Raw genomic sequence first — 13,044 nt, forward strand, 5'->3', positions numbered from 1 at the left:
CAAGCGCGTGCGTGCCGTCAACTGGGAAGGAGTCACCGATCGTGCTGGTTGGGTACCCGACAGCAGCGAACCGGCAGGACCAGGCGCCGGTCGTCCGTTCCGCGGTGACCGACGAGCGTCCGTCGCTCGTCGGGCGGGACGACCTGGTGCGTGACGTGCTGGACGTGATGGCGGACGACTCCGTGCCGGTCATGGTCTTGCTGGGGACGGCCGGAATCGGTAGCTCCGCGCTGCTCGACGCCTTGAGCGTTCGGGTGCGGTCCGCCAGGTCGGTGCGCTTGCGGTTGGCCGAAACCGACCGGCTCACGACCTTCTGCGCCGCGCATCGCCTGTTGGCCGCCGTCACCTCCGCGGAGAACGGAGCCGTGGCCCCGTCCGTGATGACGGCCTTGGCCAAGAGCGGAGGGAGAACAGCTGGGCCGACGACGGAACACCAACTCGCGGTGGCGATGTCGGTGGTGCTGCGCCGGCTCGCTCCGCTGACGGTCCTCGTCGACGACGCGCACTGGGCCGATGACGGATCCGCAGAGCTGTTGCCGGTCTTGGCCGAGCACCTGGCAGGCGCGGATTGCACGATCGTCGCCGCCATGCGCCGCGCCCCCGCACACGATGCACGCGCCCGGGCCCTCGACCGCTTGCTCCGCCGCGGTCTCGCTCGCAGCCGGTCGATCCGGCCCTTCACCGCGCAGCAAAGCGCGGCCGCGCTGGCCCGCGTGGTCGGTGCCATCCCTGACACATCGGTGGTCACCGCCCTGCACGACGCCAGCCGCGGCAATCCGGCCCTGCTGCTCGCGAGTGCCGCCACATGCCGGCGGACCGGTGCGATCCAGTTCGTGGACCGGCATGCCGTGCTGCGCCGGGAAAGCAGCGTGCCGCCGGTCGGCCTCAATGCGGTGCCCGGACTGCGGACCACCGACGAGTTCCGGTGGCGAGTGACCAAATGCATGGCGACCTACGAGAGCTTGGGCGCGGACGCCGTCGAACTCACCGGACGAGCGCTCAGCGCGAGCACTCACCGCGTGCTGGAAACGCTCGCGGGTCTGGAGGCCGACCGCACGCTCCGGCGCCCGCGCACCGCGGATCACGAACGACCATCGTGGCGCTTTTCCCTTCCCGCAGCGCGCGAAGCCGTGCGTGCGGCCGTCGGTCCTTTCGAACGCCGCCTGCTCGCGTCATTGGCGGTGAACGCACTGCGGACGGGCGACATCCCGCAGCGCAACGACGGCGTGCTCGCCGACCTCCTCGTGGAAGCAGGCACTCTCGCGGACCCCGCGCGGTCGATCGGTGAGCTGCTGAGCCACGCCGAAGACGGCTCCTTCGATGACGATCCCCGCGTCATTCAGTGGCTGGCCGCAGCCGCTTCACTCGCACCGACACGCCGGCAGCGAGCGGCCGTGCTGGCCGAGCATTGCGCGGCCTGCGTTCGCCACGGGCGGATGACCGAAGCGGGGCGCAGTGCGCGGACGGTGTTCGAGTCTGGACCGCCACCGCTTCAACAGCCGCAATGGGTTCGACTCGCGCTCCACCACGTCCTCGCCTTGGCCGCGTGCGACGAAAGATCCGAACTGCAGCGGGTCATCGACCTCAGCGCCGACTGGCTTCCACCGGACCGACGACACCGCGGGCTGATTCGCTCGATCGCCCTGTGCCTGCTGAACCGTTGGGCAGAAGCAGGTTCCGAGCTTCGAGAGTACCGCTCGCAGTGGACCGAGATGGTCCCGTCAGCCGCGTGGTGGGGGCGCTCTTTCGACTTCACCGCATCCGTCCTGTGCGGAGCAGAACGCGACAGGGCCGTGCCCTCGCATCACTCGTCGTTGCTCGCGTCGGTAGGAGGTACACCTGCGCGGAAAGAACTTGAACCGACGGATTGCCGGCTGTCCGATGCCGACCGCTTCCAGGTGGAGTGGAGCGCCGGGAACTGGGGCGAGGCGATGCGGATCGCCCGGAACGGCATCGTCGGTGAACCCGGCCCAGACCCTGTCGGCAGGTTGTTCTTGCACCACGGCGCGATCCAGGTGCTGACGGCCCAGGGCTGGGTGGGCCGGGCGCGCAACCTGGCCGAGGAAGCCCGGTGCGGCCAGCTGGAGCACGTGCTGGATCACGCCGAAGCCACCGTGGTGCGGCTGCTCGGCGATGGCGACGCCGCCTACGACTTGCTGCGATCGGCGCTGCACCGCGCAGAAGCCGGAGGCATCGTGTTCGGCACCGACACCCTGCTGGCCGATCTGGCTTACCACCAAGCCAGGCAAGGCGAGCACGAGCAGGCCGAACGCGGCCTTCGACGGCTCGCTCGAGTCGCGGACGAACTGGGCACGGACAAGGCGCGACTCGAACTGCTCGTCGCCCGTGCCACCGTGCTGGGCGATCCGCGCAGCGCCGAAGCCGCCATCGCGCTGGCGCGCGAACGTTCGTCACCGTTCGAGCGGGCAGTCGCGTTCAGCCGGATCGCGCAAACCGGCCTGCGGACGCAGGAACTCTTCTTGGAAGCCTACTGCTTGCTAGGGCAGTTGGGGGCTCTGCTGTGGCGAGCGCGCCTGCGGCGGCACATGCAAGACCATGACGTGAGCGTGCCCGGTCGCAGCGCAACCCTGCGGGAGAACGAACAGCTTCTGGCGGTGCTTGTGACCGAAGGACTCAGCAACCGGCAACTGGCCGCCGTGTTCGGAACCAGCGAGAAAAGCGTGGCGGCAAGGCTTTCCCGCATGTTCACGAGGTCGGGCTACCGCTCCCGGGTCGAGTTGGCCGCAGCGATGCTCACCGGCGACTTCCCGACCGGATCGGCCAACGGGTCGCGGTGAACCGGATTCGCCACACCCCCACCCGACCTCATCCGCCCGCGTGGTCCACCTCCGTTCGACGACGCGACACCAGGCCCACCGGGACGTCGCAACGCTCGGCCTGCGCCTCGGTCATCTCGACCGGATGGCCGTGCCGCCCGCGCCGGAGTGCCGCTCTCAGCTCGCTGAGCAGCACCCGGTCCAGGTCCGGTTCGGCCGGCACCTCGATCTCGGCTGACGGCAGCTCGACCAGGAATACGACGAGGGCGCTGCCGTCGGTCGGTGGGTCGACGGCCAGCACCTTGAACCTGCTCCCGGCCAGGAACACCACCTCGTCGGCCAGATCCGGATTCACCGAAGCCGTGCGGCGCGCGGTTCGCGACCAGATCACCAACTCCGCGCCGCACGTCTCGGCCGCGAGTCGGCTTCGGGCTCCCATCGCGCTCAGGAACGCCGGCTCCGTGAGCACATCGCCCGCCGAATAGGCGGAGTCGAGCCCGGCACGGTCGGTAACGCGCAGGAAGGCCACCCCGCAGTGGCCCGGCAATCGCGCCAGCCCTGCCCTGAGACAAGCGACGTAGTGGTCCGGGACTTCCGTCCCAGAGTCGCGCAGAGCGTTGTTCAGCGCAGCGCCCGACCACTTGCCGCTCCCTAGGTAGAGCCTGACCGCCGAGTGGTCGATGCGGGCGTCGACGCTCGCCGAGGACGTGAAGTCCACCGGTATGACAGCGCCGTCGAGGTATCTTTCCGACCACCGGGCGAATTCCTCTCGGTCGGCGACCGAACAGCCGTTGCTTCTACCCGGGGCCGAAGGACTCCTCGGTGCCGGTAGGAGTACGACGTCCGGCTCCCGGAGCGCGGGTGGGCCCGGAACCGGGAGGATCCGGGTCTTCGCCTCGCCCGGGTCCGACTCGTCGGCAGTCGCGCCGGATCGAGCGGCCTCGTTCGAAACCGGCGCCATCACAAGGGTTTTCTGCTCGCCCGGAGGTTCGATCGACGTTCCGATCGCAGGGACGGCGGGCGTGCCGCGTTCGAACTGGGCGCCGTACACATCGGCCAGCTCACGAATCTGGTCTGCCATCCCCGGCGGTACCGATTCGACGGCGACCAGGCGCATGCGCTCACGACTGCTCATGGGCAGCCCGTCGAGCAGCGAGTGCAGCGCCCCCACCGGGGACACCTCGCATTGCTCTGAGCAGGCCACCGTCACGGTCATCCGGTTCGGTTCGAACGGTAGTGAATCGGCTTCGCCGGGGACTTGTCCGATGGGTAGCAGCGCCAGGCCGCTCGGCACCACGCGCGCCAGCCAGCCTCCGGACGCCGCCACTGCTCCCGGCGGTGGAGCCTGGCGGTAATGCACCGGATCGAAGACCAACCAGCCGCGCGGGGGCGGTGCCGCCTCCACCACCTGAGCCGATTTGCCCGGCGAGTACCGCAGAGCGAGCGCGGGCGGCTGCCAGGTCGGTTCGCCGGCGCCGTCGTGCACCACCGCGATCGCGCCGCCGGCACCGTCGTCGCCGATCATGCCCGTGCTCGCGACCACCGGCCGCCCGAGCAGGTCGGCGAGGCGCTGGTTCCACCTGGCCGACGAGGTCTGCAGGTCCGTCGGCACCAGCTGCACGCGGTCCAGGAACTGCGGCGGGCTCTTCCGCAGTACCTCGGCGACTGCCGACGCGCTGATCTCGCCATCCGCCGGGTGGCCGAGAACCAGCCGGGGTCTGCCCGGATGCACCGGAACACCACGTGCCTGCTCGACCGCACCAGGCGTCAACGCCCCAGATCTGCGCACCATCAGCCCGGCCGGGATCGGCACGAGGCTCAGCCCGCCCTCGGCGATGTCGATGCGCGGCAGCAGCTTTTCCCACCCGGGTGCCGGATAGCGGTGTCCGATCCACTCCGCGGGCCGGTCCCGCCGGAACCGGTACCAGCCGTGCCCGGGCTGATCGCTTCCCGAGAACAACGAACCAGCGGGCTCGGCTACGATGCCGGCGTTGGTGGCGATCACCCCGACACCGAGTTCTTCGGCCAGTTGTTGGGCGAAGACCTGCCCGTCGACCGGGGAAGGGGACGCTGCCTCCGGCAGGGCGAGGCACACGCGCACAACCACGCTCCCGGCGCCCAGCGCCGCCTCGACTCCCTGAGCGCAGGCCTGGCGCACTGCGCCGGAGATGCTCGGGACGTTCAGCGCTCCTTCGGTAGCGGCCACGACCACTACTCCCGGCTGCTGCTTCGCCAGCACGTCCAGATCTCCGTCCAGCGCCGCCTCCGACTCGTCGGGGCGCCGAATATGCAGGACCGACTCGTGTCGTTCGACGACGAGTCCCGAGTCGGGGAGTTGTCCCTTCCGGGGCTTCGATCGCCGAGTGGACTTCCAGGTGCGCATCGTCACGTCCCCCTGCGACAACCAACAGCGGTGTGGGTGACGTCCCGGCCACGACGAGGTGGACCCGGACGGCGGTTTCAGACCTGAGTGTCCGCCGCCGCCCTTCCGGAACGCCCGCCGCGCGGTGGCGGTTCGGAACGTGCAGGGGTAATCCTCACCAGATCGAATCCGTCCGAATGGGACGAAGACATCAGCCGACGAACCGGGCCCCTTGGTCGCGGAGATCCTCCGGCCTACCGGGCAGGCAGACGAGATCACCGAAGATGTTCACCCCGTTGTGGATGAGGAAGCTCTCCACCGGAATGTTCGCCACCGGTCGCGCTTCCTCCGGCGCCAATGTGCGACGCACTGTGAGTTCTGGATATTTCAACCAGTTTTCGAGCAATTCGTCCGGTTCGACCCGGTGCTCGGCGCAGAATTCCAGCAAGGCCGCCAGGAATCTGCGCCGCTCGGCATCGTCCATCCCGACCTTGCGCTCCAACGCTTCCTGCCACCTCAGAACGGATTTCGGCATTGCCGGACCTCCACATCATGGGACACGGACCGTAATTGGACAGATCCCTGTTGTGACAGCAAACCACGCGCCGGTACATTCTTGTCACGTTGTGTGAATGATCGGGGAGCAGCAACGATGGATACGAGGAAGTCCTCGCAGCGGCATCAACGCTACTCCGACTCACCCGCGGAGGGCAGCGGTGAGCATCGGCAGTTGCTCCACGACATGGGCAACGAACTCGGCGTGGCGCTCGGCACAGCCGAACTGCTGGCCCAGAGCGAACAGCTCCCGGCCTCCGCGAGACAAGGTCTCCGCACGATCGCCGAGGCGATCTCACGCGCCGGAGCACTGCGGAGTTCGATCACGCTCCGCAACACCAATCTCCTGGATGCGGCCAATCTGCTGACCTGCCAATCGGCCGTCCTCGAACTGATCGCCAGGAAAGCACCACTCTCCGCGACACTGGCCAGGCTCGCCAGCGGAATGGAACAGCACCTGCCCGGGACGAATTGCTCGATACTCCTGCTCGATTCGGACACCTCCCGCCTCTACCACGGAGCGGCGCCGACCCTGCCCGCCAGCTACATCTCCGAGATCGACGGCATGTCCATCGGCCCCGTGGCCGGGTCGTGCGGAACCGCCGCATATGCGGGCAGACCGGTCATCGTCAGCGACATCCTCGAAGACAAGCGGTGGGATGCCTTCCGGGACCTCGGGGTGCGCCACGGCTTGCGGGCGTGCTGGTCGTCCCCGGTGATCAGTCCTCGGAGTTCGGACGTCCTCGGCACTTTCGCGGTGTACCACAACACTCCGCACCGCCCGAGCGTCGAGGAGCGAGTGGTCGTCGAGCGGTTCACTCATCTGGCCGCGGTCGCGATCGAGCACCACCGCTTGTTCGGTGCGCTGCACGAAAGCGAGGAGCGGTTCCGCAGCGCTTTCACCGACGCGGCCATCGGCATGGCGCTGGGAGACCGGGACGGGCGGCTGGTCCACGTCAACGCCGCGTTGTGCACCGACACCGGGTACGACGTGGACGAGCTCCACGGCACCTACGTGTCCGACCTGATCAGCGGGGACGGCTCCGCGGAAGTGCGCGCCGCGGTGCGCAAGCTGGTCGCCGGCACGTCGACCAGCTACCTCAAGATGCACGAGTACCGGCACGCCGACGGCACGCTCCATTCCGCGACCGTGGTGATCTCCCCGGTGAAGGACTCCGAGGGCCGCACCCGGTTCGTGTGCCTCCAACTCCGCGACATCACCGACCGGTTGCGCATCGAACGCGAGACCCGAGCCCGCGAGGCGGCCGAACGCGCCAACCTCGTCAAGAGCGAGTTCGTCTCCCAACTGAGCCACGAGCTGCGCACCCCGATCACCGCAGTGCTCGGCTACGCCGAGCTGCTCACCCAGGGCGGGTTGCCCACGGACGACGCCGCGGACTGCGCGCGGCACATCATGGACGCTGCGGAGCACCTGGAGCGGCTGATCGACGACACGCTGTGCATGACGCACGCCGATGCCGGCCGGCTGCCCATCCAGTCCGAGCTGATCGACCTGACGGAGGTCGTCGACGACAGCCTGGCGCTCATCCGCTCCGTGGCCGAACGCAATGCCGTCGCGCTGCGAGTGCCGGCCACCGGCCGCGAGTCCGTCGTCCTCGGCGATCGTCAGCGCTTGCGCCAGGTGCTGCTGAACCTGCTGACCAACGCGATCAAGTACAACCGGCCGGGCGGCCTGGTGACGGTGCGGACCGAACCGGCTGGGGAGTTCACCCGGCTCGTCGTCGAGGACACCGGGCGCGGCATCGCACCGGCCGACCTCCCTCGCATCTTCGCCCCGTTCCAGCGCCCAGGTGTGCAGCCCGGGGACCCGCCCGGCCACGGCCTCGGCCTGGCTGTCGCCAAGAAGCTCGTCACCGCGATGGGCGGCCGCATGACCGCCGACAGCGAACCGGGCGTCGGCTCCAGGTTCTGTGTTGAACTTCCGCGGCACGATGAGGCAGGCGAAGTGGTGCGCACGCCGTGGGGCCCGCCGCAGCGCTGCGGCGAGAATCCCGTGGTGTTGTACCTGCACAGCGACCTGCACAGCATCGAGGCCGTCGCGGAAGCTCAACGGGCGCGCCCGCGCATCCGGCTGCGGTGCGTGTACCAGTACTACGGCGAGGTCGAGGAGTTGATCCGCTTCGAACGCCCCGACCTGGTGGTGATCGACCTCGACGACGCCGACAGGTCGCGCAGCCTCCTGAGCCTCGTCCGCCGGCATCCGCTGACCGTGGAGAAGCCGGTGGTGTGCCTCACCGACACCATTGCGGCGGCACTGCCCGACGACATCGGTGCGCCGCACTTCCTCCGCATCCCGGTCGACCTTTCCGAGCTGTTGGAGATCTTCGACCGGAAGCTGCCGATTCCAGGGGAAGCGAACGCGACCTGATGAAGCGCGTGCTCGTGATCGAGGACGATCACCGGATGCGCGACCTGCTGGTCCGCCAGCTCGCCGCGCTGCGCTGCGTCGCCTTCGCCGTGGGCGCTCCGTCGAGCGCCCAGCAGGCCGTCGACGCGCACCGGCCCGACATCGTCATCGTCGACATCGGACTGCCCGAAATGGACGGATTCGCCCTGGCTGACATGTTGCGCCACAAAGGGATTCCGATGATCGCCAGCACGGGAAGCACGAGTCCGGACCTCGACGGGCGGGTCCGCGAGGCCGGTTTCGCCGGGCTGCTGCGCAAACCGTTCAGGTTGCGGGACCTCGCTCGAGAACTCCGCTGCCCCCTGCCCGGGAACTGACCCGAGAGGTCCGACCAGTCGAACGAGAACTGGTCCGCGACACACACCCATCCATTGGAAGGAGCCGCACCACACATGTTCCCCACACGCGCGTCCGGCCACGCCGTGCTGGTCGTTGATGACGACGAGCGCATCCGACGGCTGGCCGCCCAAGCCCTTCGCGAAGGCGGGTTCGACGTGAGCGAAGCCGGGGACGGCAGGGCGGCTTTCGAACACGTCCGGCGGAATCGGACGGATCTGGTGGTGCTCGACATCGGCCTGCCCGGTGTCGACGGTCTGGATCTGCTGCACCAGTTCCGCGGTGAGGGGGACATCCCGATCATCCTGCTCACCGCGCGGCGCGGGGAGACCGACCGCGTGCTGGGCCTGGAGCTGGGCGCCGACGACTACGTGACCAAGCCGTTCTCCTCGCGCGAACTCGTCGCCAGGGTGCGGACCGTGCTCCGCAGGAGCGGCCGCGACCAGCGCGGCGGATCGCGGCTGGAATTCGACGGCCTCGTCATCGACGGAGGAACGCGCGAGGTCATCGTGAACGGCGAGCTCGTGGAGCTCACGGCGAAGGAGTTCGACCTGCTGGCCCACCTCGCATCCGCTCCCCGGCAGGTCTTCTCCCGACGGCAACTGCTGCAGGCGGTGTGGCACGCCGCGCCGGACTGGCAGGCCGAGTCCACGGTCACCGAGCACATCCACCGGTTGCGGCACAAGATCGAGAACGACGCGTCCCGGCCGCGTCGGATCCGGACCGTTCGCGGGGTCGGATACCGCTTCGAACCGTAGGGGCCGGCTCTGGGCCGGCTGCGGATCATCCCGCTCCGCAGCCGGTCCAGAGCTCTTCCGCGAGCAGCTTCAGGCGCCCACGGCCAGTCCGGCGGAGATCCGTCGGTACAGCGTCGTGCGCTGCACCAGGCCACGCCCCAGCGGCGCGAGCAGAGCCGTGAAATCGGCTTCGCCCATCATCTGCCCGTGCGCGGCACCCGCGGCGCGGCTGATGTTCTCGTCCATCAAGGTGCCACCGAGGTCGTTGACACCCGCCTGCAGCAGTTGGCGGAGCGCCAGCGCGCCCAGCTTCACCCAGGACGCCTGAACGTTGTCGATCAGACCGTGGTAGATGATCCGGGCAACGGCGTGCACCAGGACCACTTCCCGCCAGGTCGGCCCGCGCCTGGCCGCACGGCGCAGGTACATGGGTGCCGCCATGTGGACGAACGGGAGCCCGACGAACTCGGTGAACCCGCCGGTCCGGCGCTGGACTTCCCGGGTCGCGATGAAGTGCCGAGCCCACGAAACCGGCTGCTCGATCGCGCCGAACATCATGGTGATGTTGGACCGCAGGCCCACCTCGTGCGCTGTCTCGTGGCATTCCAGCCACTGGTCGGTGGAGATCTTGTCCGGGCAGAGCAGTCGGCGGACCGGCTCGTCGAGGATCTCGGCCGCGGTTCCCGGCAGCGAGCGCAATCCAGCGGCCGCCAGCCTGCGCAAGTAGTCGCGCAGCGGTTCGTCGAGCCGTCGGGCTCCTTCGAAGACCTCCAGCGCGGTGAACCCGTGCACGTGGATGTCCGGCACCGCTTCCTTCACCGCACGAGTGACGTCGATGTAGTAGTCGCCGTCGAACCGGGGGTGGATGCCGCCCTGCAGGCAGACCTCGGTGGCCCCGGCCTGCCATGCCTCCCTGGTGCGCTCGGCAATGTCCTCCAGGCCGAGCAGGTAGGGCTTCCCGCGCAGGTTCAGCGACGACTGGCCCTTGGCGAAACCGCAGAAGCGGCAGCGGAACGTGCACACGTTGGTGTAGTTGATGTTCCGGTTGCGCACATAGGTCACGTCGTCCCCGACCGCTTCGGCGCGGAGGTGGTCTGCGTACCCCGCGACGGCAGCGACGTCCGGTCCACGAGCGGTGAGCAGGGTGACGAGCTCGTCGACCCCCAGCTCCTGCCCCGCGGCGTGACCGTCGAGGACCTCCCGCACCGCCGCGGTGGAGGAAGCACCCCGCCGGCCCGGGATCAACACCGGCGGGTCGACGGTGCCGCCACTGACCCAGGTGCCCGAGCGACGCCCGATGAGCACGACCTCGGCTCCGTCGCCGACGTTCTTGGCGGCGGCCACCCGCTCCGGGAACATCGGTCCGGGGTCGTCCCGGCCCAGCCCGACGGCGTCGGACCGGTCCAGCACCGGGAAGTGCAGGTCTTCGTGCAACCAGCGCTCCGGGTCCGCCGCGAACTCGGGGTAGACGGGCAGGCGGGGCACCAGGCGGTGGCCACGTTCCTCGGTCACGCTCGTCAGCCGATCGAGGTGCGGCCACGGGCGCTCCGGGTTGACGTGGTCGGAGGTGATCGGCGAAACGCCGCCCCAGTCGTCGATGCCGCAGTCCAGCAGCGCACCCGGGTCGTCGCTGAGGTTCGGCGGTGCTTGCAGGTGCACCTCGTCCGGCAACAGGATGCGTGCCAGGGCGATCGCGCGCTGGTGCCGCTCGGCGGAGCACGGCGGAGCATCGCGCATGGCGGTGCCGGCCTTCGGCAGGAAATTCTGCACGATCACTTCCTGGATGTGGCCGTACTCCTGGTGGATCTCGGCGATCGTCTGCAACGCCGCGATCCAGTCGTCGTCGCGTTCCCCGATGCCGACGAGGATGCCCGTGGTGAACGGGATTCCGAGTTCTCCGGCCGCGCGCAACGTCGCGATCCGGCGCGCCGGGACCTTGTCGGGGGCCCCGCGATGCGCCGGCAGGTCTTCGACCAGCGACTCCACCATCATCCCCTGGCTCGCGGACACCGGCCGCAGCACGGCCATCTCCGGACCGGTCAGGGCGCCGGCGTTGACGTGTGGCAGCACACCCGTCTCGGCGAGGACCGTCGCGCACATCGCGACCAGGTAGTCCACAGTGGATCCGTAGCCGTGCTCGGTCAACCACTGCTGCGCTCCCGGGTACCGGAGCTCCGGCCGCTCCCCCAAGGTGAACAGCGCCTCGTGGCATCCCGCCTCAGCACCCTGGACCGCGATCCGCAGGACCTCCTCCCGGGTGAGGTAGGGGGCGCGCAGGCTCCGCGGCCCCGTTGCGAAAGTGCAGTACCCGCAGCGGTCCCGGCACAGCTTCGTCAGGGGGATGAAGACCTTGGGCGAGTAGGTCACCGTGGTTCCGCGGGCGCGGTCCCGCCGCTCCCGCGCCATCGCCTGCAACTCCGCCAGCGGCAGCCGCAGCAGGTCGCGCGCCGTTGTGCTCATTCAACACTCCTTCGTCGAGAACTGGATCGGGCGAGCGGCGGGCCGCTACGTCGCCGCCAACGCCCCGGCCCCTGTCTGGACCTCCAGCACCTGCCTGGCGAGCGAGACGCCGTCCTGCGGCGTGTTCACCAGGGTCGGCATCGTGGCGCTTCGAATGCCCATCGCGGTGATCTCCACGGTCTCGCCGGCGTCCGCCTCGTCGACCACGAAGAGGTCGCAGATGTCCCGGTACATCGACGCGACACCGGCCGCGCTGTGGCGCAGACCGCGCTGGGCCAGCAGCGCCGCTCGGCTGCGCGCCCGGCCGGACTCACCCGGGTCCGTGATCGGGACACCGGACACCACCGGGGTCACCGCGATGACCTGGGCCGCGGTCGTGCGCAGCGCATCGCGCACGCCTGGCAGGGCGAGCACCGGGCCGACGCTGGCCACCGGGTTGCTCGGCCCCAGGATCACCAGCCTGGAGCGCTCGATGGCTTCCAGCACGCCGGCAGCCGGGCGCGCATCGGCGATCCCGCGGTAGTTCGCGGCCTCGACCTCGTCCCGTGCGCCGCGGCGCACCAGGAACTCCTGGTAGTGCATCGTTTCGCCGGTGGCCACCCGGACGAACGTGGTGACCTCGGCGTCCGTCATCGGCAGCACCCGGTGGCGGACGCCCATGCCGGCGGCCAGCCGGCTGGTGGCCTCCGAGAGCGTGCGACCGGACTTGAGCATTCCGGTGCGGAGCAGGTGGGTGGCCAGGTCTCGATCACCCAGCTGGAACCAGGTCTGCTCCCCCAGCCCGCCGAGTTCCGACATGCACCGGAAGGTCTCGTCCGCCACCCCCCACCCGCGTTCGGTGTCCTGGCGCCCGGACAACGCGTACAGGACGGTGTCGAGGTCCGGGCAGATGCGCAGGCCGTGCAACCACAGGTCGTCGGCGGTGTTGACGACGAAGGTCAGGGGTTCCTCGGCGATCTCGGCGATGCCGCACCACAGCCGGGCGGCCCCGATCCCGCCCCCGAGCAGCGTGATCAAATCAACCACTCCGGCATCTCCGGCGGCACGCGCCGCCCGTTGGCGATGAAGAACGCGCGGATGACGTTGCCCTTGGCTACCTGCTGGCCCCTGGGCACGTCGAGCTGCTCGGAGAACTCCTTGATCTTCGTGGCGTAGAAGCCGCGCTTGCGGTACTTCCGGGTCTGCGTGTTGAAGATCTCGGCGACCATCTCGTCCGGCGTGCGCTCGACGAACTCCGCGAATTTGCGCAGCGTGTCGAGGCGGTCCGCGCGCTCGTCCTCGGTGAGGTCGGAGTCGAGCTGGTCGGTGTAGCGGCGAACGGTTTCGAAGTCGGTGAACAGATCCTGTGACATTGATTCTCCCGAAGTGGAACTCCAGCGGTGGGTGGCG

At 69.3% G+C, this 13,044-nt stretch carries 9 protein-coding genes; 4 read left to right on the forward strand and 5 right to left on the reverse strand.

Translation table 11 applies throughout. The features are described from left to right. Positions 1-104 precede the first annotated feature (104 nt). A complete protein-coding gene (locus tag AB0H93_RS16420) occupies positions 105-2,798 on the forward strand; it encodes an AAA family ATPase (RefSeq protein WP_358573036.1) in 2,694 nt (897 codons plus the stop codon). 28 nt (positions 2,799-2,826) lie between these two features. Here the strand turns inward: AB0H93_RS16420 and AB0H93_RS16425 are convergent, their stop codons facing one another. Together AB0H93_RS16425 and AB0H93_RS16430 are read right to left on the reverse strand one after the other, a co-directional pair. Then, positions 2,827-5,160, reverse strand: a complete 2,334-nt coding sequence (locus tag AB0H93_RS16425; RefSeq protein WP_358573038.1) for a hypothetical protein — start codon at positions 5,158-5,160, stop codon at positions 2,827-2,829. A gap of 190 nt (positions 5,161-5,350) precedes the next feature. Next, a complete protein-coding gene (locus AB0H93_RS16430; RefSeq protein WP_358573040.1) occupies positions 5,351-5,641 on the reverse strand; it encodes a hypothetical protein in 291 nt (96 codons plus the stop codon). Positions 5,642-5,791: 150 nt separating this feature from the next. On the opposite strand from AB0H93_RS16430, the gene AB0H93_RS16435 reads away from it, so the two are divergent. The 3 genes from AB0H93_RS16435 to AB0H93_RS16445 all read left to right on the forward strand — a co-directional run bounded on the left by AB0H93_RS16435 (position 5,792) and on the right by AB0H93_RS16445 (position 9,216). Beyond that, a complete protein-coding gene (locus tag AB0H93_RS16435) occupies positions 5,792-8,083 on the forward strand; it encodes an ATP-binding protein (RefSeq protein WP_358573042.1) in 2,292 nt (763 codons plus the stop codon). Continuing rightward, positions 8,083-8,439 carry a response regulator gene (locus tag AB0H93_RS16440; protein WP_358573044.1) on the forward strand — a complete coding sequence of 119 codons (357 nt, stop codon included), beginning with the start codon at positions 8,083-8,085 and terminating at the stop codon, positions 8,437-8,439. Before AB0H93_RS16435 ends, AB0H93_RS16440 begins: the two co-directional genes overlap by 1 nt. Positions 8,440-8,514: 75 nt before the next feature. Beyond that, on the forward strand, positions 8,515-9,216 hold the full coding sequence (locus tag AB0H93_RS16445) for a response regulator transcription factor (RefSeq protein WP_358573046.1): 702 nt from the start codon (positions 8,515-8,517) through the stop codon (positions 9,214-9,216). Between the two features lie 69 nt (positions 9,217-9,285). Here the strand turns inward: AB0H93_RS16445 and cofH are convergent, their stop codons facing one another. From cofH to AB0H93_RS16460, 3 genes are read right to left on the reverse strand one after another with little or no spacing between them, the layout of a single operon-like run. Next, positions 9,286-11,655, reverse strand: coding sequence for a 5-amino-6-(D-ribitylamino)uracil--L-tyrosine 4-hydroxyphenyl transferase CofH (gene cofH, locus AB0H93_RS16450; protein ID WP_358573048.1), 2,370 nt, complete (start codon positions 11,653-11,655; stop codon positions 9,286-9,288). Between the two features lie 45 nt (positions 11,656-11,700). After that, positions 11,701-12,681, reverse strand: coding sequence for a 2-phospho-L-lactate transferase (cofD, locus tag AB0H93_RS16455; protein WP_358573050.1), 981 nt, complete (start codon positions 12,679-12,681; stop codon positions 11,701-11,703). Beyond that, entirely contained in the window at positions 12,669-13,007 is a 339-nt protein-coding gene (locus AB0H93_RS16460; protein ID WP_358573052.1) for a hypothetical protein, read from the reverse strand. Before AB0H93_RS16460 ends, cofD begins: the two co-directional genes overlap by 13 nt. Between the last annotated feature and the right edge of the window lie 37 nt (positions 13,008-13,044).

It is taken from the genome of Saccharopolyspora sp. NPDC050642 (assembly GCF_040654735.1).
GTDB lineage: Bacteria > Actinomycetota > Actinomycetes > Mycobacteriales > Pseudonocardiaceae > Saccharopolyspora > Saccharopolyspora elongata.

Bases quoted from the DNA above. Each gene is read 5' to 3' on its own strand.
- AB0H93_RS16425 (WP_358573038.1), bottom strand. From the start codon at position 5,160: ATGCGCACCTGGAAGTCCACTCGGCGATCGAAGCCCCGGAAGGGACAA.
- AB0H93_RS16435 (WP_358573042.1), top strand. From the start codon at position 5,792: ATGGATACGAGGAAGTCCTCGCAGCGGCATCAACGCTACTCCGACTCA.
- AB0H93_RS16440 (WP_358573044.1), top strand. From the start codon at position 8,083: ATGAAGCGCGTGCTCGTGATCGAGGACGATCACCGGATGCGCGACCTG.
- AB0H93_RS16445 (WP_358573046.1), top strand. From the start codon at position 8,515: ATGTTCCCCACACGCGCGTCCGGCCACGCCGTGCTGGTCGTTGATGAC.
- cofH (WP_358573048.1), bottom strand. From the start codon at position 11,655: ATGAGCACAACGGCGCGCGACCTGCTGCGGCTGCCGCTGGCGGAGTTG.
- AB0H93_RS16460 (WP_358573052.1), bottom strand. From the start codon at position 13,007: ATGTCACAGGATCTGTTCACCGACTTCGAAACCGTTCGCCGCTACACC.